This window comes from Prosthecobacter sp., from assembly GCF_014879935.1.
Classification (GTDB): Bacteria; Verrucomicrobiota; Verrucomicrobiia; order Verrucomicrobiales; family Verrucomicrobiaceae; genus Prosthecobacter.
The window spans coordinates 13,891-39,439 of the sequence record NZ_JACSRD010000177.1 but is presented as its reverse complement, the minus strand read 5'-3'; the positions used below and the strand labels follow the sequence as shown (position 1 = coordinate 39,439).

General features: G+C 62.0%; 22 protein-coding genes. 8 read left to right on the top strand and 14 right to left on the bottom strand.

What is annotated here, in order from left to right; genetic code table 11:
• Positions 1-225: 225 nt before the first annotated feature.
• The 3 genes from IAE77_RS18895 to IAE77_RS18885 form a co-directional block, all read right to left on the bottom strand.
• Positions 226-2,271 (bottom strand): serine/threonine-protein kinase, encoded by a 2,046-nt coding sequence (locus tag IAE77_RS18895; RefSeq protein ID WP_294229887.1) that lies wholly within the window; start codon positions 2,269-2,271, stop codon positions 226-228.
• Between the two features lie 132 nt (positions 2,272-2,403).
• Positions 2,404-4,830 (bottom strand): serine/threonine-protein kinase, encoded by a 2,427-nt coding sequence (locus IAE77_RS18890; RefSeq protein ID WP_294229884.1) that lies wholly within the window; start codon positions 4,828-4,830, stop codon positions 2,404-2,406.
• 4 nt (positions 4,831-4,834) lie between these two features.
• Positions 4,835-5,566, bottom strand: coding sequence for a sigma factor (locus IAE77_RS18885; RefSeq protein WP_294229882.1), 732 nt, complete (start codon positions 5,564-5,566; stop codon positions 4,835-4,837).
• A 131-nt stretch (positions 5,567-5,697) separates the two neighbouring features.
• Here IAE77_RS18885 and IAE77_RS18880 point away from each other — a divergent pair, with 131 nt between their 5' ends.
• Positions 5,698-6,513 (top strand): histidinol-phosphatase HisJ family protein, encoded by an 816-nt coding sequence (locus IAE77_RS18880; RefSeq protein WP_294229879.1) that lies wholly within the window; start codon positions 5,698-5,700, stop codon positions 6,511-6,513.
• Positions 6,510-7,352: a dihydropteroate synthase gene (gene folP / locus IAE77_RS18875; protein WP_294229877.1), complete on the top strand. Its 843-nt coding sequence runs from the start codon at positions 6,510-6,512 to the stop codon at positions 7,350-7,352. Before IAE77_RS18880 ends, folP begins: the two co-directional genes overlap by 4 nt.
• 8 nt (positions 7,353-7,360) lie before the next feature.
• Here the strand turns inward: folP and IAE77_RS18870 are convergent, their stop codons facing one another.
• A complete protein-coding gene (locus IAE77_RS18870; RefSeq protein ID WP_294229874.1) occupies positions 7,361-9,196 on the bottom strand; it encodes a hypothetical protein in 1,836 nt (611 codons plus the stop codon).
• A gap of 98 nt (positions 9,197-9,294) precedes the next feature.
• Between IAE77_RS18870 and IAE77_RS18865 the strand changes: the two genes are divergently transcribed.
• Complete coding sequence (locus IAE77_RS18865; RefSeq protein ID WP_294229871.1) at positions 9,295-10,197, top strand: phosphatidylserine decarboxylase; 903 nt, start codon at positions 9,295-9,297, stop codon at positions 10,195-10,197.
• Here IAE77_RS18865 and IAE77_RS18860 read toward each other — a convergent pair.
• Positions 10,182-11,075: a site-specific tyrosine recombinase XerD gene (locus IAE77_RS18860; RefSeq protein WP_294229869.1), complete on the bottom strand. Its 894-nt coding sequence runs from the start codon at positions 11,073-11,075 to the stop codon at positions 10,182-10,184. The two genes, IAE77_RS18865 and IAE77_RS18860, sit on opposite strands and share 16 nt — an antisense overlap.
• A 112-nt stretch (positions 11,076-11,187) precedes the next feature.
• Between IAE77_RS18860 and ssb the strand changes: the two genes are divergently transcribed.
• The 5 genes from ssb (at position 11,188) to IAE77_RS18835 (ending at position 17,784) form a co-directional block, all read left to right on the top strand.
• A complete protein-coding gene (gene ssb / locus IAE77_RS18855) occupies positions 11,188-11,745 on the top strand; it encodes a single-stranded DNA-binding protein (protein ID WP_294229866.1) in 558 nt (185 codons plus the stop codon).
• A gap of 283 nt (positions 11,746-12,028) precedes the next feature.
• Positions 12,029-12,439 carry a hypothetical protein gene (locus IAE77_RS18850; protein ID WP_294229864.1) on the top strand — a complete coding sequence of 137 codons (411 nt, stop codon included), beginning with the start codon at positions 12,029-12,031 and terminating at the stop codon, positions 12,437-12,439.
• Between the two features lie 187 nt (positions 12,440-12,626).
• Positions 12,627-13,742, top strand: a complete 1,116-nt coding sequence (locus tag IAE77_RS18845; protein WP_294229861.1) for an SGNH/GDSL hydrolase family protein — start codon at positions 12,627-12,629, stop codon at positions 13,740-13,742.
• 339 nt (positions 13,743-14,081) lie between these two features.
• A complete protein-coding gene (gene tkt / locus IAE77_RS18840) occupies positions 14,082-16,058 on the top strand; it encodes a transketolase (protein WP_294229859.1) in 1,977 nt (658 codons plus the stop codon).
• 109 nt (positions 16,059-16,167) lie between these two features.
• Entirely contained in the window at positions 16,168-17,784 is a 1,617-nt protein-coding gene (locus IAE77_RS18835) for an endonuclease/exonuclease/phosphatase family protein (protein WP_294229857.1), read from the top strand.
• Positions 17,785-17,797: 13 nt separating this feature from the next.
• Here IAE77_RS18835 and IAE77_RS18830 read toward each other — a convergent pair whose 3' ends face one another.
• The 9 genes from IAE77_RS18830 to IAE77_RS18790 are packed head-to-tail and all read right to left on the bottom strand — an operon-like array spanning position 17,798 to position 25,520.
• The gene (locus tag IAE77_RS18830; RefSeq protein WP_294229855.1) at positions 17,798-18,547 is read right to left on the bottom strand and encodes a hypothetical protein; all 750 of its coding nucleotides are present in this window, start codon (positions 18,545-18,547) and stop codon (positions 17,798-17,800) included.
• Complete coding sequence (locus tag IAE77_RS18825) at positions 18,544-19,581, bottom strand: cyclopropane-fatty-acyl-phospholipid synthase family protein (RefSeq protein WP_294229852.1); 1,038 nt, start codon at positions 19,579-19,581, stop codon at positions 18,544-18,546. Before IAE77_RS18825 ends, IAE77_RS18830 begins: the two co-directional genes overlap by 4 nt.
• Positions 19,582-19,617: 36 nt before the next feature.
• Positions 19,618-20,409, bottom strand: coding sequence for a DUF1295 domain-containing protein (locus IAE77_RS18820; RefSeq protein WP_294229849.1), 792 nt, complete (start codon positions 20,407-20,409; stop codon positions 19,618-19,620).
• Entirely contained in the window at positions 20,399-20,845 is a 447-nt protein-coding gene (locus tag IAE77_RS18815; protein WP_294229846.1) for a DUF2062 domain-containing protein, read from the bottom strand. Before IAE77_RS18815 ends, IAE77_RS18820 begins: the two co-directional genes overlap by 11 nt.
• A 50-nt stretch (positions 20,846-20,895) precedes the next feature.
• Positions 20,896-21,228, bottom strand: a complete 333-nt coding sequence (locus IAE77_RS18810) for a DUF1475 family protein (protein ID WP_294229843.1) — start codon at positions 21,226-21,228, stop codon at positions 20,896-20,898.
• Positions 21,229-21,233: 5 nt separating this feature from the next.
• A complete protein-coding gene (locus tag IAE77_RS18805) occupies positions 21,234-22,514 on the bottom strand; it encodes a cyclopropane-fatty-acyl-phospholipid synthase family protein (protein WP_294229840.1) in 1,281 nt (426 codons plus the stop codon).
• Complete coding sequence (locus IAE77_RS18800) at positions 22,511-23,308, bottom strand: DUF1365 domain-containing protein (protein WP_294229838.1); 798 nt, start codon at positions 23,306-23,308, stop codon at positions 22,511-22,513. Before IAE77_RS18800 ends, IAE77_RS18805 begins: the two co-directional genes overlap by 4 nt.
• Entirely contained in the window at positions 23,308-24,585 is a 1,278-nt protein-coding gene (locus IAE77_RS18795; RefSeq protein WP_294229835.1) for an FAD-dependent oxidoreductase, read from the bottom strand. The genes IAE77_RS18800 and IAE77_RS18795 overlap by 1 nt, the downstream gene beginning before the upstream one ends.
• Positions 24,582-25,520, bottom strand: a complete 939-nt coding sequence (locus IAE77_RS18790; protein WP_345780997.1) for an acyl-CoA desaturase — start codon at positions 25,518-25,520, stop codon at positions 24,582-24,584. Before IAE77_RS18790 ends, IAE77_RS18795 begins: the two co-directional genes overlap by 4 nt.
• Between the last annotated feature and the right edge of the window lie 29 nt (positions 25,521-25,549).

The following is a 25,549-nucleotide window of genomic DNA, read 5'->3' as shown; positions in this document are numbered from 1 at the left end:
TGGTCACTGGGGGCATCTCCATCCGCGCTGATTTCCATCCAGGCCATTAGACGGGGCCGTGGAAGGCCAATTACCCGAATGGGTGGGGCACGGGACGCAGGAACCGCCGAGATGGGAACGCGATGACATGATTCACCGCCGCTTTTCGGAAACACTGCGGGCCGATTACAGGCCGCGTGAAGTTTTTTTTCACAAGCCGGAATCCTGGAGGATTTGCCGCGCTGCCTACGGCTGCTGCTTCAGCACGGCGTATTCCACCTTCTGGAGGTTCGGCATCAGCGGGGAGCCGACATCTGCGGCGGTGAAGGAGAGGAGGATGCGGCCTTGCTTGAGGTCGCTGTCCCGGTGGCTGGCGATGAGCCTGCCGTTGACCCAGGCTTGGATGAGGTCGCCGCGCACGGCCATGAGCAGCTCGTAGTCCTGCGCGGGATCGAAGTCTGGCGTCAGGGGCAGTTTCTGGTCGAACAGCACTCGCTTGTTCAACCCACCATCCCAGCACCACAAGGAAGCTCCATACTGATCCACGCCGGACTGATAGCTGCGGTAGCCTGGAATGGCACGCAGGGCGATCCCGCCGCTGCCACGGAGCTTCATGCGCACGGCGACATCTTCATGAATGAGTCCGTCCGGAAGAGTCAGGTAGTGTTTCTGGGTGAACTGGAGCCGTCCATCACGGACGGTGCCCGCGCCTGCACTTACCACGGCTGTCTGCACGGCGGAGGTGACATCCACCCAGGCGGCGGGCGCGGGCACGGGTTGCTGCGGCGGTGGTTCCTTCAGGAAGACGGGCGTGGGCGTGGCCGAGTCCGGTGCCTGCTGCTCTGGCCCCAGCGGCACATACCCGATGTCGCGGAAGTGGGCGTAGGGCTTGCTCCAGAGGGTATAGACGGTGAAAGCGGTGTGGGTATCATCGCGGACGCTGCCCATCAGCCTGCCTTCGAGCGAGACACTGATCTCTCCGCCGTCCGCCCGCAGCTCCACGGGCAGCCACTCGCCCGGGCGATACTGCCGCGGCAGGTCCCATTTCTTCAAAAAGCGCTGCTGGGTGTGCAGCTTCTCGATTACTTGGAGAACGAGCGCGGATTGCGCAAAGTCCACGCTCAGCAAATAAAGCCCGGTATCGCCCAATGCCGTCCGCAGGCTGATATTGACGCCCGCAGTGTCTGGATTGAAGCGAATGGATGCCCTGACTGCGATTTCATGGGCGGCAGGGAATGATTGGCTCACGGAGGTATTGTCCAGCCGCAGCGCATCGTCTTCCCACGCCACGCCGGGCTGTTTGGGAATCTTGTCCGCTGCATCCCAGATGCGGATGGGGTCTGGCAGCGGAATGGAGGGTGGTGGTTGCGTGGTCGCAACTCCTCCCGCAGCGGCCCCGGTCTTCCATAGGTCTTGGGTGAACCAGCCAGCGATGACAAGCGCAACAAACGCAGCGCACGCCATCAAGGGAAGGCGAAGACTTCTGCGCGATGAAGCGCAGGCCTCGCTCGCGGATGCACTTGCTGTGCTGATCGCCAGCGCATCGGCACGGAGCAGGCTGGCACTGGCATGGCGGTCCTCCGCACGCTGCTGCATGGCGCGCTCCACGATGGCGTCCCATTTGCGGCTCACGGCGGCGATCTGCGAGGGGAGCTGCCATGCGCCGCGAGGTAGCTGGCCTGTGAGCATCTGATAGAGCAGCACGCCAAGCGCGAAGATGTCCGCGCGATGGTCCAGCGCAGCGCTAGGAGTGAGCTGCTCCGGCGCGGCGTAAAAAGGGGTGCCTGAGCTGACGTGCGAGCCTGACTGGAGCGTGCTACCCGGCTCCACGGGCCGTGCGAGGCCGAAGTCCACCAGCTTCACCCGCCCGTTGCGCCCGATGAGGATGTTCGAGGGCTTGATGTCACGATGGATGATGCCGTTGTCATGGGCGAACTGGAGCGCGTCACACATCTGCGGCAGCAGCTCCAGCACACGCTCCTCGGTCAGCGGGCCGGAGCGCATGAGTTCGGCGAGGTCCGTGCCATCCACAAACTCCATGATGATATAGCTGAGGTCCGCGCCGTCCTTGCCGCAATCAATGACATTGACGATGCCCGGATGGCTCAGCCGCGCGAGCGTGTGCGCCTCGCGCAGAAAGCGGGCGCTGAAGTCCGCGTCCGCCTCCACATCCTGACGCATGATCTTGATGGCGACGGGCCGCTTGAGCCGGAGCTGCGTGCCTCTATAGACGGCTCCCATGCCGCCGTGACCGATGAGGGACTCCACCGTGTAGGCACCTGCGGGCAGCATGGCGGCCACGGTGGAAATCGCGGGCGGCTCCCAATCATGTGGAGAGGCTGCGGGACTGGACGGGGAGGACGGCATCGTGGATGCGCCAAAGAAAGGCGCAGAAAGTGCCGCTTGGAAAGGCCGGGGTGCAAATCACGGCTTTGCCGCGTCATCGAGCACGCCGTATTCGACCTTTTTAATCCACAACGGCTCGGCAGCTTCATTCGGGTTGTAAACTTGAACATGCATGGAGCCGGCGGGAAGGGATTCATCGAGTTGAGAGGCCACGAGCTTCCCGTCGATCCAGAACTCCAGGTTTGGCCCACGCGCCACAAAGGTGGCCACATGCTCCTGCTTTGGGTCGTAATCACTCCCCAGGTCAATCCGCTGCCGGGTGAAGCCGGGAGTCTCCTTTTCGTCCGCAGACCAAAACCATACTGTGGCCGTTTGAAGGTTCAGATTGGCGACATAGTGCCTCAGCCGGTTATCTCGTAGCACAAGAAAGAGCCGTCCTTTGTAAGTGGCGCGCAGGGCCACATCCTGGAAGGAGCGCTCGTCTTCGAGAATGACCTTGCCCGCTTTCGCCACATGCAGCCACTCCCCATTCACCTCGCCGCGGTCTTCGGCCAGCACAGTCGCGCGCACCTCTTTGGTGGCATCCACCCACTGCTTTGGCTCGGGGTAGGCGGGCGGTGGCGGCGGGGTGTTGTTCACGGACAGGGTGGCTTCCAGCGCAGGCGCGGTGGCCAGGACGCGCCGCATCTCGATCTTATGGAAGACGGCGGCGCAGTTGAAAATCCCGACACCGAAGAAGGGCTGCGGCGGCAGCGATTTGAAAAGTGGCCCGCCCGTGCCGCCCGGTTGCCGGAGTTTGGCCCACTCTGCCGGCCAGCGACACGCCTCCGTGCCGTCCACGAGGAGACGCACCACCGCCTCACGCACCTGCAGCAGCACCGTTGCCGTTTTCCCCTTCGGCAGCCACTCCGCGCGGCGGGCCATCACTCCGCCCGGCGCATACATGGGCGGCCCGATGCTCTCGATGCCCGCACCGCGCCGACCATCGGCAAACTCGGACCTAGCACTGTCAATGTAATCCACGGGCGCATAACCACCGGCGCCGTTTTTGCAGAACAGGAAAAACATCGCGAGGTGCGAGCCATCACCGCGCGTCACGCGGAAGCGCAGATCGTAATCCCCCTTCGGCTCCTGCAACGGGAACGAGCACAGCGCCCACTGCGAGGGCATCGTGCAGGCAAGACCTGCCTCCGTTTTCTCCCAGGCTCCCCTGATGGCATCCCGCGCGGGATCGATGTGCGGGAGCAGATCGGTCCACTGGTCCTCCTGGAAATCCACTGCCGTCAGTGCCGAGGCGTCTCCTTTCACCGCAGGCACATCGGCGCGTGTCTCGGCAATCAAATCAACGGATGTGCCGGGCGCGGAAGAAATGGGGTCGCTGGAGGTGCCTTGACCTCCTGATAAGGATGGTTTGGGACTCCAACTGTCCTTCGTGAGCCAGCCAACGATAGCGAGCACGATGACGGCAGCACTGGCGATCCAGCGGAGACCGCTGCGGCGGGGCTGCTTGTGTGGGGAAACACCGGAGGACAGCTTCCGCAGCGTGCTGATCTTCACCAGGTCCGCGCCCACCAGGCTGGCGCTGCTGTGGCGCTCCTCCGGGCGGGGCTGCATGGCCTGACGCACCACCTCGTCCCACTTCGGATGCACCGCCGCGCTGTGGGACGGCGGCTTCCAGGCGCCGCGCGGCAAATCACCCGTGATCATGCGGTAAATGAGCACGCCCAGCGCATAAATGTCCGCCCGCAGGTCCACCGCGGCCCCCGGCATGAACTGCTCCGGCGCGGCGTAGTCCGGTGTGCCCATGCCCACGTTCGAGCGCGTCAGCAGCGTGCTGCCAGGGTCCATCAGCTTCGCCAAACCAAAGTCGGCCAGCTTCACCCGCCCATCGCTTGTGATCAGGATGTTGGAGGGTTTGATGTCGCGATGCACGATGTCGTTCTCGTGCGCAAATTGCAGCGCCTCGCAGATCTGCGGCAGGATTTCCAAAGCCATGTCTTCGGTCATCGGATTCGCGGCCAGCACCTCCATCAGATCGGTGCCCTCCACATACTCCATCGCGATGAAAAGCATGTCCGGCCCCGCCTCACCGCAGTCGATCACATTCACGATGCCCGGATGGCTCATCCGCGCCAGCGTCTGCGCCTCCCGCAGAAAGCGCAGGCGAAACTCCGCATCCACCGCCTGGTCCTGGCGCATGATCTTGATCGCCACCGGCCGCTTCAGCACCGTCTGGGTGCCTTTGTAAACCGCGCCCATGCCACCGCGTCCGATGAAGGTCTCCACCGAGTAAAATCCCTTCGGCAGCAGCGCCGCCACCTCCTGCACCGTGGGCGGCTCCCAGCCGGTCTGCCGCCGTGGCATAGGCGTATCCAATAGCGTGTCCTCCGGCAAGCTGGGCTCAAAAAGGGCGATCCTTCTCAAGCACGCCGGGCATTTACCACCGAGCACCTCCGCCGTGATCGGCGTGCCGCAAGAGAGGCAGTTGGAGGTGTCGGCGTTCACGCGGTCAAAGGCCGAACAAATGTTTCATCTCCAAAGCCGCCTCGGCGGGATCGCGCACCGTCCTCTCGACCTGCTCCCGCACACAGGCACGAAAACGCCGCCGCACCCGATGCACGGCGACGGCAAATGCCTGGGGGGTCAGACTGATTTGCCCGCAAACCTCCTCGTAGCCGTCCGCGCCTGAGTCGGCGGTCAGAAACGGCTCCACCGCCGTAAAGACATTCTCACGCCCCGTGGCTCGATACTCATCCCGCAGCGCCTCCAGTGCGCGATCCATCAGGACCACAGCCCACTGTTGATCAAAGGCCTCCGCAGGCGTGCTTCCATACGCCGGCTGTTCACGAAACCAGCTCTCACCTTCCTGCGTGGAGAACGGCAGCAGGATCTCACCCCCACCGCGCCTCAGCGCTTGTTTGCTCCTCAAATGATCAATGAGGAAGAAATCCAGTGCGCCGAGCAGGAAGGTGCGGAAGCGCCCCTTCTCCCGATCCGCCCTGCCAAAAGCCTCATGCCGCAGCAGCCGCGCAAAAAAATCCTGCGTCAGATCCTGCGAAGCATCCGCCGCATGACCCCGCCGACGAATCTCAGCATAAATCGGCCGCCAATAGGCGCGGCAGAGATCGTTCAGTGCCTCACCGGCCACGTCCGAGTGCTTGCTGTCAGCGGCGGCGACGAGGCTCCACCGCGTCGTGTCAAAACGAGCACGGGACGCGGTGGTCGCGGGGTCATTCGGCACGGCCATCGGGTGTCTTTACAGAGTGCTGGCAAGAATTTCAACCAAAGGTCAGCACGCACCGTGCGCACCGACTTTCTCCTGGAACCCGAAAACGTCTTTGCGCCGCAGCCTCCCCCGTGCTTCGGAAGCGCATGCTCACCGACTATCACACGCACACGCCGCTTTGCCTGCACGCGGAGGGAAATCCGGTCGATTATGCGCGACATGCGCAGCGGACCGGCCTCGCGGAGATCGGTTTGTCGGATCACAACCCGATGCCGGAGCACTACGACGACTGGCGCATGCCGCTGTCCGACCTGCCGCGTTACTTTGAACTGGTGCAGGAGGCTCAGGAGGCGCTGCCGGGCTTCCCGATCCGCCTCGCCCTCGAATGCGATCACATTGAAGGCTATCAGAAGTGGATCGACGAGACGGCGGGCATGGCCGGCTGGGATTATCTCATCGGCAGCGTCCACTACATCCACGACGGCATCGCCGTGGACGACCCGAAGCACGTCTCGCGCTGGAAAACAGCCGCCGACGTCGAGCACATGTGGGGCATGTATTGGAAACTCTACGAGCAGATGATCCGCACGAAGCAGTTCGACTTCCACGCGCACCCGGACCTGGCCAAACGCTTCGGCCTTCGGCCGTCCGGTGATCTGCGCCATTACTACGAGCCGGTCATCCAGGCGCTCGTCGATACGAACGGCATTCTGGAAGTCAGCACCGCCGGCCTGCGCAAGGACGTGCGCGAGATCTACCCCGCCCGTGAGATGCTGGAGATGGCTTTCAGCGCCAAGGTGCCCATCGTGATCAATTCCGACGCCCACGTGCCCACCGATGTCGGTGTGGATTTCAACCAGGCGCTCGAACTTGTCCGCAGCGTCGGCTACACGACCACCGTGCGGTTTGAAAAACGGGAGCGCAAAATCGTCCCGCTGCCCGAAAAGTGGTCTGTCGCATGATTTTCCGCGCCCGCCAGCATACGATCGAGTTCCCCCGCCGCCCGCTGGTGATGGGCATCGTGAACATCAACGACGACTCGTTCTGTGGTGATGGCACACTCGATCCCGCCGCCGCATTGGCACAGGCGGAGCAGCAGCTTCGCGATGGGGCGGACATCATTGACATCGGCGCTGAAAGTGCGCGGACGAATCGCGAGGCGATCAGCGTGGACGAGGAGATCGACCGTCTGCGGCCTTTTCTGGCGAAGTGGCCGGAACTGAAGGCTCGCTTCAACACGCCGCTGCTTTCCATTAACACCTGGCGCTCCGATGTCATCGCGGAGGTGCTGCCGCACGGCGGCGACCTCATCAACGACATCAGCGGGCTCCCGGACGCGTTCAACGCGAAGCTCTGTGCCGAACACCAGGCCGGACTGCTCATCATGCACAGCATCGGCCAGCCGAAGGTACCGCACACGCACGTCCAGCATGAGGACATCATGGCCACGCTGGATCAATTCTTCGAGCAGCGCATCGTCATGGCGCAAAGCGTCGGCCTGCCGCGTGAGAACATCGTCCTGGACCCCGGAATCGACTTCGCGAAGCAGCGGGATGACAATCTGACCATCTATCGCGATCTGGAGCGTCTGCATCGCTTTGAACGGCCCGTCCTGCTGCCCGTCTCACGCAAAACGGTCATTGGCGACGTGCTGGGCGTGCCTGCGCTGGAACGTGACGCCGGCACGATCGCCTGCATCGCCGCTGGAATGACCCGCGGTGCGCAGATTTTCCGCGTGCACAATGTCAGAGCCGCTGTGCAGGCCGTGAAGATGCTGTGGGCTGTTCAAGAGGGCCGCTGAAGCCAAAATCAGGCGGCGCCTTTTTCCTCAGCCGCAGGTTTTTCCACGGAGGATTCCGCCAGCGACGTTTCAGCCGCCTCGGCCATGGCTTCTTCCGCGATGGACTCTTCCACCGGGGCTTCTTCGAGCGCAGGTTCGGCTTCTGGGGTGGCAGAGGCTTCCACAGATGAAGCTTCAGCCAGGGCCGTTTCGGCCTGTTCGGCCAGCGCTGTCTCCGCCATGGACTCCTCCACTGGAGCTTCATGCAACGCTGGTTCAGCCGGTTCCGATGCATGAGCGGCCGATTGCGGAGCCGCCTTGTCTGCCGGCCCTTCCTTTTTCGGAGCGGTTGCTTCCCCCTGCACGCCGAGGAAGACCATGCCGTCGCTGTATTCGATGACGTAGCCTTCGTTCGCGAGCCAGCGGATGTCCTTGATGACGCCGACCTGACCCTCGGTGGGGTGTTTTGGAGCATTCGGATCCACGCCATCCATGGGTGGTGGCGAAGGCATGATGGCCTCGACGAGCGCCTGCATCGTCATGCCGTGATTCTTCTTCAAGATCTCGACGATGTCGGCCAGACGGTCGGAGAAGACCATGCCGTTCTCGATCGCACGCGGCTTCACGCGGCAGACATACTGCTTGCCCGCACGGCGTTTGAAGAGGCGCAGGCCACGACGCTCGAGGCCGGAGCCGAGTTTCTGGGAAATCTCGAACAGATGCTTCCGCGCGGCATCCACGGCCTGGCGCAGCATGATGAACAGCACGGGCGAAAGCTTCTGCTTGTCGATGTTGCCATGTACGCTGACCTCGCGCAGCTCGATGACCGCGTCATTCCCGAACGTGCGGCGGAAGTGCGCCTCCATGTCGGAACGGGAGCTGAAGGACACCGGCTCGGCACCTTCGGCCACCTCGCCTTTAAGACACACCCAGCGGTGGCCTTTGCTGACGCTTTCCTTCCATTTCTCGACGAGTTCAGGATTCGCCTCCACTCGCACGCGGCGTTTGAAGTCCTCAAACGGCATGTTGGCAAAGCGTTCGCGATGCAGGCGGATGAGGCCGGTTTGATAGCTGTGATGGCTCGGCGGGGCGATGATCTCTCCGCTCATGCCGCAGACGGCCACCGACTTGAAGTCCCCCTTCGGAGCTTCGAGCTCGACATCTTCCACACGATAAAACTCATCCAGCGCGGCGCTGCGCAGCACATGGGCGAGCGCCTCATCACGCGTGAGGAAGAGGCTGCCGTCGGTCGTCACGTTGAACAAGCCGGCGGGGCGCTCCTCGGCACAGCGATAGCGCACCATGAAACGATCCCCGCCTGCGAGCACGAGACGCGAGGCGTCAAACATGCTGAAAGCGTGCCCTGTCTGCCGGACATGCGAAGCCAGGGCGTCGATCGCCTTGTCCTCAGGGTAAATCGTGACCTGCACATCCTTCGGAATCTCCACCCACTCGCGCTGCGGCGGTCCGCCACGATCCCGGTCGCCGAAACGGCGCGGGCCACGGCGGTCATCGCCATCGCGACGCGGTCCGCCTTCACCCCGCGGACGAAATCCGCCGCCGGGGCCATCGCGACGGGGGCCGCCAGGTCCATCACGACGTGGAGCGCCACCAGGGCCATCGCGACGAGGTGGAGGTCCGCCACGGCGGTCACGATTGCCAAAGCCTGGTCCGCCACCACCACGGCGGTCATCACGTCCGCCACGTTGAGGCCGGTCATCGTCGCGGTCCGCGTAGCGTTGCTTGATCTTTTCTTCCTTGCCGATGTCGCTCACCCACGTGGGCATCAGTTTCAGATCAGAAAGGTCCACCAGTCCGGAGGAGATCTCCGGCTGGTTCTCGGTGCTGGCTTCAGTTTCGCTCATGAGGTCGGTCAGGGGGCGCGACTATGCCCGGAATCGGGTTTGTCGCCAGCTTTGTTCGTGTGGCGTTTTCTTGGTGTGGCGTTATGTGAACAAGTCCCATGCCAGCCGAACCCATCACCTTCTTCAACCGCCTGACCGGCCGCATCGAGACCGAGGCGGTCTATGGCGAAGGCTTTCTGCGCTTCACCTATGAAAGTCCGCTCGGCACGCTGCCACTGAACGCGCTGGTGAAACGGGCCTTCTTTTCCCAGTGGTATGGCCGCCGGATGGATGATCCAGCCAGCCGTGCGAAGATCGCCCCTTTCCTCGCGACGTATGGCCTGGACACGGCCGAATTTGCCGATCCGCCGGACTCGTTCCGCACCTTCAACGAGTTCTTTTATCGCAAACTCAAGCCGCAGGCCCGTCCCATCGCCACAGGGACCGGAGACATCGTTTTCCCTGCGGATGGCAGGCATCTGGTGCTGCCGGACATCGCCGCATGTGGCGACTTTTTCGTCAAAGGCACGCGGTTCGACCTCCCCGCGTTGCTGAATGAGCCCGAGACCGCCAGACGCTTCGCCAACGGCAGCATGCTCATCTCCCGTCTGTGCCCAGTGGACTACCACCGCTTCCATTTTCCGTGCGACGGCACACCGGGCAGGTCACGCCTGATCAACGGGCCTCTTTATTCCGTAAGTCCCATCGCGCTGCGCAAACGCCCTTCGATCCTGTGGGAGAACAAACGCGAGATCACCGTCCTGCGCACGCCAGACCTCGGCGATGTCCTGCTGCTCGAAATTGGTGCCACCTGCGTGGGGTCCATCGTCCAGACCTTTGCACCCGATGCTCCAATCAGGAAGGGCGCTGAGAAGGGCTGTTTTCGCTTCGGCGGCTCCTGCTGCATCACGATTTTCGAGCCGGGCCGCATCCGCTTCGCCGATGATCTGATCGAACACAGCCATGCCGGCCGCGAAGTCTATGCCCGCATGGGCGATGTGTGCGCTCAGGCCCTCGGGTGAAAGCGGCGGTGGACCTCTTTCAGCCGGGCCTGATCGACATGCGTGTAGATCTGCGTCGTGGAGATGTCCGCGTGGCCCAGCATCTCCTGAATCACGCGCAGATCAGCGCCGTTGTTCAGCAGATGCGTGGCAAAGCTGTGCCGCAGCAGGTGCGGATGAATACGCGCGGGATCGAGCCCGCACATCGCGGCACGTTCCTTCACGATCTGCTGGATGCGTGCCGTGGTGAGTTTCGTGCCGAGCTTTGAAATGAAGATGTGGCTTTGCGTCTTCGGCTTCACCAACGCCGGACGGCCGAACTCCAGCCACGCCGCCAGCGATTCCCGGGCCGCCATGCCGACCGGTGACAGCCGGGTTTTTGATCCTTTGCCCGTCACACGAATCCAGCCCTCCTCCAGGCTCAGATTCTCCAGCCTCGCATCCGCCAGCTCGGATAAACGAACGCCGCTGGCGTAAAACAACTCCAGGATCGCCCGGTCACGGCGGTCCAGCGGCGCAGTGCCGTCCACAGACTCGATGAGCCTTCGCACCTCGTCCTCATTGAGCGAATCCGGCAGCCGTTTTTCCTGCCGTGGCGGCAGAATGGCATCCGCCGGATCGATGGGGATATATTTGCGTGCCACCAGCCAGCGGAAGAAGATCTTCAGCGCAATCAATTCGATCCGTGCCGACGACGCGGCGATGCCGTCCTTCTTCCGCTGGGCCAGGAAACCCGCGATGTGATCGGTCGTGACCTCCCCGGGCTTTTCGGACTGATGCCGCATCTTGAACCATGACGCGAAGGCCTCCAGAAACCGGCGCACGAGCAGTTGGTAGTTCACCGACAGGCCGCGCTCGGTCGCCAGATGGAGGATGAAGCCGTCGATGTGTTCCTGCACATGGCAGAATGCACGCGGCCGCCCGGGATGCCAAAAAATACATTGCCCCGATGCACGGCCCCCGGCAAAGATGCCGTAACACTTCGCCCCAGCACTCCACCACTCCTCGTTTATGGCCTCCTTCAACAAAGTCATGCTCATCGGCAATCTCACCCGCGACCCGGAAGTGCGTTACACGCCCAAGGGCAGCGCCGTCTGCGACATCGGCCTCGCTGTGAACCGCGTGTACAGCTCGGAGAGCGGCGAAAAGGTGGAGGAAGTGACCTTTGTCGATGTCGTGCTGTGGTCAAAGCTGGCCGAGCTCGCCGGCAAGTATCTCCACAAAGGCCGTCCGGTGTTCATTGAAGGCCGCCTGCAGATGGATTCCTGGGAAGACAAGCAGACCGGCCAGAAACGCACGCGTCTGCGTGTGGTCGGCGAACAGATGCAGTTCCTCGGCAGTCCGCAGGGCGGTGAACGCTCCGGCGGCGGAGGCGGTGATGATGAAGGCGGCTACTCTGGTGGCGGAGGCGGAGGAGGTGGCGGTTACAATCGCCCGCAGCAGCGCCCTCAACAGCGTCCAGCTCCACAGCAACGCCCGCAGCAGCGTCCCGCTCCGGCCCAGCAGAACGACGACTTTGGCGAAGGTCCGATCACGGACGGCATGGAGGACGACGATATTCCGTTTTGATGTGGAGCGGCGATTTGCCGCATAAGTCTTGCGCAGTTGGAAAAAGCGTCAGGGTACGTGTGGTCGAAGCTTGCCGCCGAAAAAAGTCGGGAAAGATGGTGACGCCTCACATCATCAGGTGTTGGGGAGCACTGTGGTGTTGACCAGCGATCACGAGGTTGGGAAACGCCACTGTCATAAGTGATTCGTTGACTTAGGTCCGTTCCATCCCACATATTCCCCATTGGCTGGGTCACGTTACCTAACTTGATCACAGTCACGTCACAGGTCCAACTTCACCACTATGAACTTCAGAACCTACTTCCTTCCTCTTGTTCTCGTCACGTTTGCGTCAATGGCAGCTGTTGCGCAGGCAGAATCTCCGTATTCTTCAGCAGGATACAACAGCGCCGCCGGACTCCGCCCAGCGAGAGATTTCCGAGGCCGTTATCCCCTGCTCATCAACAGCATGCATAGTGGTGAGGTGACCACTATCAATCCTCACAATGTCACCCGGTACGGTTCCGCCTATATCGGAGCCTACAACAACAGGCTTTATTGGATGGTGCCCGTCGAGTACGGCAAACTTGTGCCACCGGCGAGGGACTTTTACTCCCGCGGCTACGGCATGGTCATGACTGAGGCGATCGCTTGTGTGCGCAACGGCCGTGTCGAGCACTGGATTTACAAGAAGAGCCGCACCCCTGTGCGCTGACCGGGCCGTCGGTCCAAAACGTGCCGGGCACCGGCACGTCTCAAATACGACGGGCATTGAGAAAGAGAGCGGTCCTTTGTCACCCCGACGTTTGTCATGCGGACGCACGCTCAACGAAAGTTGTTGAGCTTTGCGTCCGCTCTGTTTGTAATGAGTTTACGTCGGCTTTGAAACCGATTCGTGAACCATGAAACCAGCCATCCTGCTCTCTCTCCTCGCCAGCGTATCCCTGCTGGCACAAACAGTCGCTCCCAAGGCTCCCGTCAAGCCCAAAGGCCCCACCATTCCGGCGGATGCCCAATGGCATGATGTGACCACGTGGGGCGTGGAAGGCCGTGGGTGGGAAGATCAGGACCGGAAGCGTTGGTTTGACCGGTTTCCCGCGAAGGCTGAAAAGACCGTCACCCCTGCCGTCTGGGGCCTCAGTCGTGACAGCGCCGGCATGGTGGTGCGATTCAAAACAGACGCGAAGGCGATCTACTGCCGATATGATCTCATGGACTCTGGAATCGCCATGCCTGCGATGCCGGCCACCGGAGTGAGTGGCCTCGATCTTTATGCGAGGGATGACAAAGGCGCGTGGCGTTGGGTGGCCTGCCCGAAGCCGGACAAGCAACACGTCGAGGCAGTCATGATCAGTGATCTGGCCCCGGGAGAGCATGAATTCGCCGCCTACCTTCCCCTCTACAACGGCATCGACAAACTCGAGATCGGCGTTCCGAAGGATGCGAAGTTCGAAGGACTGAAACCGCGCGAGAAACCGATCGTTTTTTACGGCACCTCCATCACGCACGGAGCGAACGCCTCCCGTCCAGGCATGGTTCACACCGCCATTCTCGGGCGCCGGTTCGACCGCCCGGTGATGAATCTCGGCTTCTCCGGCAACGGCCGCATGGACGCTGCCGTCGGTGAGCTCCTCAACGAACTCGACCCCGCCGCCATCGTGATCGACTGCTGCCCGAACATGGGACCGGCCGACATCACGGCCAAATGCGTGCCATTGATCAAGCAACTGCGCTCCAAACACGCCACGACTCCGATCATCCTCGTCGAAGACCGCCGATTCACCAATTCATGGATCACACCGGCCAAGGCGAAGTTTCATGACGACAATCACGCCGCACTCAAAGCCGCGTACGAGCAGCTCAAGGCCGAGAAAGTCGCCCATCTGCACTACATCGGCGGCGACGCGCTGTACGGCACCGACGCCGAAGGCGCGAATGATGCCTCCCACGCCACCGACCTCGGGTTTATGCGCCAGGCGGATGTGTTCGAGCCGGTGCTTCGCGAAGCCCTGAGGTGAGATGGGAGTGAGCATGCGCGGCCATGGGGCAGGCAGGTCGGCGGACTTGGCGCTGATGTTCACCAGCATCCGGGCACGTGGATTGAGCACTTTCCCGGCGGCATCGCGTTCGGGCGATGGCCGGCTTTCTGGCCGAGCAAAGACGAGCCGAAAGCCAAAGCGGCGGCCGCGAGAAAGCGGCGGCGTGAGTGATGGTTCAGCATGCCTTTCAAACGTCCGATTCGCCCTACTTTTCGACCTTGAAACCGCCCCTTGTGCCAGTAAGGAACACGCCCGCGCGCCCGGCCGCATCTGGCGCTTTCTCAAAACCCACGCCCTTAGCCCTTCGCTCTCTGCTTTATGAACAAAGCCCTGCTCGCCCAAGCTGCCAATCAAGCCCGTGGCCTCGCCATGGACGCGGTCCACAAGTGTTCCTCCGGCCACCTCGGCCTGCCGCTCGGCACGGCGGAAATCGGTGCCGTCCTCTTCGGCCAGAACCTCCAGTGCGATCCCGCCGACCCGAAATGGCTGAACCGTGACCGCTTCATCCTCAGCGCGGGCCATGGCTCGATGTTCATCTACTCCTGGCTGCACCTCAGCGGCTATGACCTTTCCCTGGAGGAGCTGACCAAGTTCCGCGTGATGGGCAGCCACACGCCGGGTCACCCGGAGTCGTTTGAAACCGTCGGCGTGGAGTGCACCACCGGCCCGCTCGGCCAGGGCATCGGCAATGCGGTCGGTTTCGCCCTGAGCGGCAAGATGGCCGCTGCCACCTACAACACGGCGGAGCACACGATCCTGGACAATCACATCATCGCCCTGGCTGGTGACGGCTGCTTGCAGGAAGGCGTGGCGCGTGAAGCGGTGGCCTTCGCCGCCCACAACGGCCTCGACAATCTGATCGTCATCTATGATTCCAACGACGTCACGCTCGACGCCATGGCGAAGGTGACGCAAAGCGAGGACGCTCAGGCGCTTTATACCGCGATGGGTTGGGACGCCGTGACCATCGACGGTCACGACTTCGACGCGATCCTCGGCGCGGTCGAAACGGCCAAGAACAACCACAACGGCAAGCCGAAGATCATCATCGCCAAGACGTTGATCGGCAAAGGCATCCCCGAGGTGGCCGGAACCGCGAAGGCGCACGGCGAAGGCGGTGCGAAGTTCATCGATGCGGCCAAGAAAGGCCTCGGCCTGCCTGAGGGCACACATTTCTACGTCAGCGACGAGGTCAGGGCCTATTTCGCCGATCTCAAGGCCAAGCGTGGTGCCGCCAAGGCTGAGTGGACGAAGAAATTCGACGCCTGGGAGGCTGCGAACCCGGAACTGGCGAAGCAGCTCGAAGCCGCACGCGCTCACCAACAGAGCGCCGCCGATCTGCTGAAGCTCATCCCGGAATATCCGGCCGAAGGCAAGGCCGCCACCCGCAACAGCGGCGGCGAGATCCTGAATCACATCGCCAAGGCCATCCCTTACCTCACCACTGGCAGCGCCGACCTTTTCGGCTCCACGAAGAACTACATCAAGGACGGTGGCGACTTCAGCGCTGCCAATCCGAAGGGCCGCAACATCTGGTTCGGCATCCGTGAGCACGCGATGGCCGCGATCTGCAATGGCATGGCCTACGACGGCCTGTTCCTTGCCAGCGGAGCCACCTTCCTCGTCTTCGCTGACTACTGCCGCCCCAGCATCCGTCTGGCCGCGCTGTCGAAGCTGCCAGTCACCTACATCTTCACGCATGACTCCGTCGGCGTGGGTGAGGACGGCCCGACGCATCAGCCGGTGGAAACCGTCAGCGGTCTGCGCGTGATTCCGAATCTCGATGTCATCCGTCCCGGCGACGCTGAGGAGTGCGCAGCAGCGTTCGCCGCCGCCTTCAGCCGTGCTGACGGCCCCACCCTGCTGGCTCTCAGCCGCCAGGACCTGCCGCATCAGGGCAGTGCCAGCGCCGCCGCTCGTCGCGAAGGCACGCTGAAAGGTGGTTACGTCCTGGTGAAGGAAACCGCTCCGCTCGAAGCCATCGTCATCGCCACGGGGTCCGAAGTGCAGCACGCGGTCGCCGGTGCCAAGGGCAAGCCAGGCGTCCGTGTCGTCAGCCTTCCATGCTTCGAGATCTTCGACCGTCAGCCGCAGTCCTATCGCGACGAAGTGCTGCCGCCTTCCTGCACCAAGCGCATCTCCATCGAGGCCGGCGTGTCTGGTCTGTGGTGGAAATACGTCGGCACGCAGGGCCAGATCATCGCCATCGACCGCTTCGGCCTCAGCGCCCCGGGCGATCAGGTGTTCAAGAAGCTCGGCATCACCGGCGACGCTGTGGCTGCTGCGTTGGGTTGATCGAAACGAGGCTCAAGACTCACGAAGGGAGGCTGGCGACAGCCTCCCTTTTTCTTTGGCTCGATTCAGGGGACACGCCGCACAATCGCGGATAAGATCGGCGGCGCTCATGAACCATTGCCTGCTGAAATCGCTGCTCTCATTCCCGCTGCTGCTGGCCGCCTGCGGGACGCTGCCAAAGACGAACATCAAGCACACCCAGGTCGCCACACGTGAGCCGGTGCGCGGGTTTGCCAGAAGCGGCCCGCGTCATCAGGGAACAGATTTTCTCACGCTGGAAGAACTCAAGAGCCTGGCAAGGCAGCCCAAACCCGATGGGGCACTGGAAGGCAAGCTGCAGCGTTTCTTCAACCAGCCGATCATCTCAAACGAGGCCTGGCATCGCGGAGCACGACCCACACGCGCACAAAACGATTCGCTGGGCGAGTTCATCCGGGTGGCCACCTGGAACATTGAAAAGTCTCTACGTGTCCGCGAGGCTGCCCAGGCCCTGCGCTCACCCGAAGCCTATGAAAAGCTGCTCGGCACGGGCATCGACGGCAAACGGCGTGAGGAATTGCTGCGCGAACGGGAACGTCTGGCGTCAGCTGACGTCATTTTGCTGCAGGAGATGGACCTCGGCGTGACCCGGTCCGGCTATCGTGACGCTGCGCGTGAGATCGCCCAGGCTTTGGGAATGAACTACGCCTATGCGCCGCAGCAGCTCGAGATCGACCCGGTGCTGCTCGGCCTTGAGACCTCTTCCGCCCACAGTGGCACGGCGGAGCCTGATCCTGCCCGCTACAAGGGCGTCTTCGGTCTCGCGGTGCTGTCGCGTTACCCGATCAAAAGCGCCACCTGCTTCCAGTTGCGTACCCAGCCATACGACTGGTTTGAGGGAGAAAAAGCAGAGACGGCGCTGACGGAGGACACGCGTCGATTCGCGGCCGAAATTGTGTTTGAGAACAAGGCCGTGCGGGAGATGAAGATCGGCGGCCGCATCTTCTTCCGCGTCGATCTCGATGTGCCCGGCATGCCTGACAACACACTGACGGTCATCCACAACCACCTGGAGATCAAAGCACAGCCGCAGGACCGGGATGCGCAGATGGCGGAGATCCTCGGCTACATCAAGGACATCCCCCACACCGTGGTCATGGCGGGCGATCACAACACGTCAAAAGTCGATCTCAGTCCCACCTCCGCCAGACGTGTGCTGGCCCGCACCACCATGGATTCGGAGACCTGGCTCGGCGTCGGCATGAACGTGCTCATGACCGTGCCGGTGGTGGTGAACTCCGGCCGCATTTTGCTGAACAACGTCAAAAACCTCCACAGCCCCATGGCGCCGCACATTCCCGTGATCCTGCCAAACCGGAGCCGCAGCCTGTTCAACCGTGTGCGCGACTTCCGCTTCGCCGATGGCGGCCGGTTTGACTTCCGGGGCGACCGTGACCGCTCGATCAACGGCTCCACGGCCACCCTGGCGAACTCCAACGAGAAGGCCATCAAGGGCCAGACGCCGAGTTTCCGGGTGAAGCGCCCCATCGGCCCCTTCGGCCTCGGCCGTCTGGACTGGATCTTTGTCAAAGCCCCGCCCTCGGCGCAGCCAGACCACCACTCGTATCGCCTCGCCCCGCACTTTGGCGAGACGCTGAGCGGATTTCTCGACGACGTGGATCACCGTCTTTCCGATCATGCGCCCTGCGTGGTGGACATCCCGTTGCAGGAACCGAAAGGCCTGTGAGGCAGATGTCCGCTCAACCGAGCGTCTTCAGTGTCTTCCGGCCTCGTTGCTTGGTCTCAGCATCGTCCTTTTCGCGATCAGGCATCGCCAGACCGCGATGGATCCAGTTTCGAGCTTCTTCCTCACGCCCCATGAGCGCATAGGTGCGGCCAAGCTCAATCACATGCAGCAGCCGGGCAGGATTCAGCGAGTTCGCCTTTTGAAAACAACGCACGGCCTCGTCATACGAAGCCGAAGGAAGCCCGCCATACACGATCAAGGCCACCGCACGCGTGACACCGCCGATCTGGGCCAGTTCCTGATGCCAGCGGCCGAGCAGATGCCAGGCGTAGTCGTTTTTGGGATTGAGCTTCACCGCCGTCTCAGCGGCGGACTTGATCCGGCGTGAGGCCTCGATGCCTTCCTTGTTGCTCATCAGCGGCGTCAGCTTGCCGAGGCAGATTGCCAGCGCGAGATGCGAGTCGCACTCGTTCGGAGCCAGCTTCACCGCACGCTCGGCATAGTCGAGCGCCGTGCGGCCTGACTTCAACTGGTCGGCCTTCGACGACAGCTCCGACATCCGATAAACATACTGCCGCGCGATCTTCACCAGCAGTGCGGCATCATCCGGCTTCAACTTTTCCGCTGGCAGGTAGTATTGCAGCGCCGCCTCCGCTTTGAACTGGGCATCGTATTCGTCGCCCTGTCTCACCAGCTCCGCAAAGTTTCCAAAGGCAGAAGCTGCGCTCAGAATCAAACTGCAGATGACAGGCGGGATCTTCATGGCTTCACGAAGCGATAGTGCGAAACGATCCACTCCTCGCCGCCGCGATAGCCCCACAGCTCGGCGCAAGCGAGAAAGAACAGACGCCACCACACCCACCAGCGCGTGACATTTTCTTTGCCGTAGGTTTCGGCGAACAGCGGCAGGATTTCGGCCTTGTGCGCGTCCATGTTCGCCAGCCAGGCCTCGCTGGTGCGGCTGTAATGCTGACCGCAGACACACCAGTGGTCCTCGATGCGCAGATGGTCCTGGAAGTAGAGCAGCAGGTCGTCGCTGGGCATCTGGCCGCCGGTGAAGAAGTATTTCGCCATCCAGTCGTCATCGCTGCGCACCTCGTAGTGGTAGGCGTATTCGCGGTGCGTGAAGATGTGCACGAAGAGCTTCCCACCCGGCTTCAACCACGTGGAGATGCGGCGCAGCAGCTCCTGGTAGTTTTTCATGTGCTCGAACATCTCCACCGACACGCAGCGGTCGAAGACGCCTTCGCCCACGCCTTCAAAGTGGATCATGTTCGCGGTGATGATGGTGAGGTTCTTCAGGCCGCGTTTGGCCGCCTCGGCGTCGATGAACTGCTTCTGCGTGCGTGAATTCGAGACGCTGGTGATCTGCGCATTCGGATAATGCTCCGCCATCCAGAGCGACAGCGAGCCCCAGCCGCAGCCGAGCTCAAGTATGCGCTGTCCGTCCTGCAATTCGGCACGCTCACAGGTCAGTTGGAGCATCGCCGCCTCGGATTCATCAAACGTGGTCGATTCATCCGGCCAGTAGCCGCTGCTGTACTTCAAACGCTTGCCGAGCACGAGCTGGTAGAAGCGCGTCGGCACCTCGTAGTGTTGCTGGTTGGCCTCGTCGGTCGCGATGGCGACGGGCATCTGCTTCAGCTCCTGCACGTAGCGCAGCAAGGCTGCGCGCTGGGCCTCGACGGTGGGCTGTTTGTTCTCTCGCAGCGTCTCCGCGAGGCGCTGGCGGATGCCGAGCCGGATCATGGCATCAGGGAGGATGTTCTTGGCGAGGATGGCGTTGATGGTGCTCATGACGGTGCGGAGTTCGCTTGGGATCGGCGGGTGGATTCAGTTTTTCGGAAACCACGGCACGAAGGCGCTCGTGGTGCGTTGATACTCGCGGTAGGCGTCGCCCTTCGACTGCACCGCGCATTCCTCCGTGAGCGGGATGCCTGTGACACGAAGCAGAAAATACAGAATCATCGCCGGCGCGTAGATCGTGGCCCAGCCCCACGGTGAACCGCAGGCAAAGAGCCAGAAGCCCCACCACACGACCGACTCGAAAAAGTAGTTTGGATGCCGCGAATAGCGCCACAGGCCGATCTGACAGACTTTGCCCTTGCTGGCCGGATCGGCTTTGAATCGCTTCATCTGCGCATCGCTGAGCGCTTCACCCCCCACGCCAACCGCCCAAACGACAAAACCGATGATTTCGAAACCTGATAACTCCGCCGCTGGATTCACACATGCGAGCAGCACGGGCACCGACAGCAGCACGATCAGCACGGCCTGCGCCTGGAAGAAAAAGAAGAAACTGCGCGCCAGGCTGCCCTTCCACTTCTCCCGCAGCACCTCGTAGCGCACGTCTTCGTGCGGATGGTGTTTTTTGACGCGGAAGAAGAGGTAGGTGCCCAAACGCAGGCTCCACACCGTCGCCATGGCTAGCGCAAGATGCCTGCGCGGCGGCAGACCACCGCCGAGCCACGCATACACCGGAGCGATCACCGCGAGCGCGTAGGACCATGTCACATCGACGAAGCTGAAGTTGTTCAGCCGCAGGCTGAGCAGCCAGGTAAGGCCAAACAGCAGCACTGCGATGGCCGTGCCGAGAGCGATGAGAAACCAGAAATCAGGAGGCATGGCGGGTGCGGGGAAGACGTTGCGAAAGCCGCTCAATGACCGGCCGGCTGATGAAATAGATCACGCCAAACAAAATCGGCGCGATGAGCAGCCACACCACCACGGCATAAAGACCGATCATGCCGAAGTCAGCGAGAAACTGGCCCGGCGCGGCAAAAAACCGCTCCATGAGCATCGGTATCGACAACGGCACATGCTCGGCGCCGAACAGCGACTCGCCGGCGCGCATGAACAGGAGCACCGTGGCGAGTTGCAGCGGATAACTCAGCTCGCGAAACACCTGCAGCACCGGCTGGTTCAGCTTCAGCGGCACACCAATCGCCAGCGAGAGCAAGGTCGGCGTGCCGAGCAGCGGGAACACGCCGATCGTCACGCCAAAAGCGATGGCCTGCGCGATTTTGGCAGCCGTGATACCCTGGGTGAGCTGCGTGATCACAGGGTTCAGCACCCAGCGCCGCCAGAGAGATTCATGCTGGACGGCTTCCGTCATGACTGGCGCAAAAGCAGATCCTCCATCCGCGCATCAGGCCGCACGCGGAAGAGCTCGATGAGCATGTAGGCGGCCATGACGATGTTTCCGAGCAGCAGGATGCCCAAAAGCCAGCCGACGCGTGCCAGCCACGTGCGCTCCTTGTAAGCGACCCAGCAGTAGAAGGTCAAAAACGCCCAGTAAGTGTCGAACAACGTGGCGATGAACCACGGATGACCGCCGACACTGCCAGGAATGTCCCACAGGGCGCAATTCATCGAGGCCCAGCTCGTGACCGCGAGCATCGACACCAGCACGACGATGAAAAAGCAGCGCAGGAACCAGATCATGACGTTTAGAAGGCTTGATGGAGCGTGGCGTTGTTCGGCCGCGTGTACACCGCCTGCACGACGCTGATGTTCCGCGTGGCAAAGGCCGCCTCGCAGTACTGCAGGTAGTAGTTCCACTTGCGGATGAAGCACTCGTCAAAACCCTGCGCCTTCACTTCCGCGAGCTTCGCGTTGAAGCGCTCAAACCACAGCCGCAGCGTTTTGGCATACGAAGCGCCGAGGTCTTCGAGGCCATGCATGAAGAGATCGCTCGTGCGGTTGATGGCCTGGTTCACACGGCCAACGCTGAGCAGCAGCGAGCCGGGGAAGATGTGCTTTTGAATCCAATCCACGCCTTTGCGCAGGTCCTGGTGCTGGCAGTCGGCCACGGTGATCATCTGGAAGGCCAGCAGGCCTTCCGGCTTTAACACCTCGGCGCATTTCGCGAAGTAGGTCTCCAAAAATTGGTCGCCAACAGCCTCCAGCATCTCGATCGAGGCGATCTTGTCGAACTGGCCGGTGATGTGGCGGTAATCTTGAAGGCGTATCTCGATTTGATCCGACAAACCTTCACGCGCGACGCGCTCGGTGGCGAATTTGTGCTGCTCCTGCGAGATGGTGACGGCGGTGACGCGCACGCCGTGGTGTTTCGCCGCGTGGCAGGAGAATCCGCCCCAGCCACCGCCGATTTCGAGCACGTGATCGCCCGGTTTGAGCTGGAGCTTCTGGCACAGCGCCTCGTATTTCGACGCCTGCGCCTCCGCGAGCGGCTGCCCGGCATATTCAAACCGCGCGGCAGAGTAGGTCATGGTCTCGTCGAGCCAGAGGGAGTAGAAGTCGTTTCCGAGGTCGTAGTGCTCCGCGATGTTCCGGCGGCTCGTGGTGACGCTGTTCGGCCGCAGCAGGTGCTGGATGCGATTCACGACGTTGAGGAAGTTCACGAACGCCACCTTGCCCGACGAGGTGCGCGAGCCCTGGGTCTTCGACAGGTTCAGAATGAACCACGAGATCACGTCCGCGATGCTGTCGGTGTCCCAATCGCCATCGACGTAGGCCTCGCCAAAGCCGACGTTGCCGTAAAGGGCGCAGCGCTTGAAGAAGTCCATGCTGCGGATGCGCATCTCCGCCGTCACTTTGGCCCCCGGAGCGCCAAACACGCGTGTGCGGCCGTCTGGCCAGATCATGCGCATGCCGCCATGCACGAAGGGTTTGAAGCTCTGCAGCACGAGCCACTCGTAGAAACCGGTTTTGGCAGCGCTGGCCTGCGGAATGGCGGGAGTTTCGTCGAGAGTCAGGGTGGTGTTCATGATTTGGCGGGGAGGATGGAATGATGCGGACGCAGAACCGCCTGCTGGAGCTCGTGGTTCGCGCTTTTGGCGAACCACGGCACGCGCTTGAGCCACAGCAGCAAAGCATGCCAGTGGATGAGGAAGATGACCTTCAGCGTCAGCAGCGGGTATTTCACCGCGCAGGCCAGCAGCGCGGCGTTGGTGAGTTCACGCCGCGTTCCGGTGAGCGCACTGACGAGCGTTTTGCCGTCGTCATCGGCGTCATCGACGGTGATGTGCAGCTTTTCGGACGGAATGCGCAGGTGGAAGTCGAACTTAAGGTCCAGGGCCGAAAAGGGCGAGACGTAGAACAGCTTCGGTGTGACGAGCGTGAAGCCGTCCGCACCCGGTTCGGGCATCAGGTAGAATTTTTGCTCGCGGAAGGTGTTCGTGACCTGTGCCAGCGCGCACAGCGGCGTGTCGTCGGCCGCGAACGCGTAGAAGAACGTGACTGGATTGAAGACGTAGCCAAGCACACGTGGAAACGCGAGCATCTTGATCGAGGCGATCCGGCTGGTGTCGATGCCACGAGCCGCCAATTCGGCCAGCAGCCCGGTTTTGACGTTTTCATGCCCGCCACCGAGATGATCGCGATCGTGGAAGGAGAAGAGATTGAAGCGGTTGCGACTGAACAAAGCCAGATCGGCGTCCAGCGCGTCGATCTCATCGAGATCGAGCCACAAATAGAACACGCGGTAGGAGAAGCCGTGGCGCTTTGGCCGCAGGCGCTGGTGCATCACCGTGCATTCGTAGATGTGCGATGAATCAGGCATCACCAGGGCTCCTTCCCAAGCAAATCGCGGCACAAGGCCGCCGCCGAGCCGAAGGCGTCCTCGTGGAAGCCGTAACGGAAGTAGCTGCCGCAAAAGTAGGTCGTCTGATCGCGCGAAAGGCGGTTCAGCTCCGGCAGGCGCTTCTGCGCGTCGATGGCGGCCATGTCGAAGAGCGGATGCTCGTAGGCGATGCGCTTGATAACCTTGTCCTCGGCGATCTCATCAGCGGCGTTGATCGAAACGAAGTAGTTCGTCGTGTCGGAGACGCCCTGGAGGCTGTTCATCCAGTAATGCGTGCTCGGCTCGACCGCGCCATCCTTCGTGGGCTTGATGCGGTAGTTCCACGAAGCCCAGCAGCGCTTCGTTTTCGGCATGAAGCTCTCATCGGTGTGCAGCGTGGCCTTGTTCGGCTGGTAGTGGAAGCAGCCGAGCAATTCGCACTCCAGCTCGGTCGGATCGGCGATCATGCGCAGCGTCTGATCGGCATGACTGGCGAAGATGACTTTGTCGAAGACTTCCGCCGCTCCGTCTCGAGGGGTGACGCGCACACCGGAGGAAGTGCGCTCGACGCGAACCACCGGTGAACCGAGGCGGATGCGCTCTTTGAAGGGCGCGGTGAGTTTTTTGACGTATGACTTCGCGCCATTCGTCACCGTCCACCACGGGTGCTGCGTGTGCAGGCCGAGAAAGCCGTGGTTGTGCCAGAAGCGCAGCAGCGTGAGCGCCGGGAAGGACAGCATGAGCTCCGGCGGCGTGGACCAGACTGCGGAGGACATCGGCACGATGTAGAGATTGAGGAAATCCTCACCGTAGTCGCGGGCGACGACGTACTCGCCCAGAGTCATGCGCGCATACGTCGGATCATCGAGCGCCGCGATGGCCTCGGCGTTGAAACGGTTGATGCGCGTCAGAAACTTCCAGAAGCGTGGCCGCAGCAGATTGCGCCGCTGGCCGAACAGATGGCCGAGCGAGGTGCCGTTGTACTCAATGCCGCTTTCGAGGTGCGAGACGCTGAAGGACATCGACGTCGGCTTCGTCTCCACGTCGAGTTCTTTGAACAACCGCGTGAGCAGCGGGTAGGTCACGTGGTTGAAGACCATGAAACCCGTGTCCACCGGCAGTTCGCGACCGCTTTCGAAGACGTTCACCGTGTTCGTGTGGCCGCCGGCATAGTCGTTCTGCTCGAAGAGCGTCAGATCGAATTCGTGCTGCAGAAAGTGCGCACAGCCAAGCCCGGCGACGCCGGTGCCGATGATGGCGAGACGTGGACGGTTCATGCGGCGGACGATTGGGAGGTTTCGAGCTCACGTGCCTCGCGATACACGCTGGCAGGCACCGCTTTGAGGTCCCAGATCAGCCCGGCCCAGGACATCATCTTCAGCAGGTAGTAGGACACATCGATCTCCCACCAGTAAAAGCCCTGCCGTGCCGAGGCGGCGTAGCGATGGTGGTTGTTGTGCCAGCCTTCGCCGAGCGTGAGCAACGCGAGCAGCAGGCTGTTGCGGCTGTCATCGGAGGTTTTGAAGCGACGGCTGCCAAACACGTGCGCGAGTGAGTTGATGAAGAAGGTCGCGTGCAGCAGCAGCACGGTGCTGATGAAGAAGCCCCACACGAACATCTGCGCTCCATTCGTGCCGAGGCCGGGCGCGTGGCGTTCCAGCAGCGAACCTGTGAACCAAAGTGCCACACCGTAGAGAATGGGCACGATCTGGTCGTGGCGGTTGAGAAAGACGAGCTCCGGGAATTGCTGCAAGTCACGCACGCGGCTGTAGTCCGTCGGGAAGTTCTTCGCGCTCGTCAGCCAGCCGATGTGCGACCACATGAAGCCGCGCTTCACCGGCGAATGCACGTCTGGATCATCATCGGAGTGCTGGTGATGATGCCGATGCACGGAAGCCCACCACAACGGGCCACGCTGGCAGGAGCTGTTGCCCAGCACAGCGAAGAGAAACTGCATCCCACGCGAGGTGCGGTAGCTGCGATGCGAAAAATAGCGGTGATAGAACGCAGTGATCGCAAACATGCGCACGGCATAGAGCAACAGAGCCGCGATGAGTGCCGCCCAGCTAAAACCTACCCACAGCACCGCGAAACAACCGAGATGGAGCACGATGAACGGGATGCAGCGCTTCCAATCGACACCCTCCTTCAAATCCTTCTCAGCGTTCCAGCCTTCCGGCCTGAAATCCGAGTCGAACCACTGCCGGAGCATGAGCAGCATTTGGGCCGCCGCCCGATTCC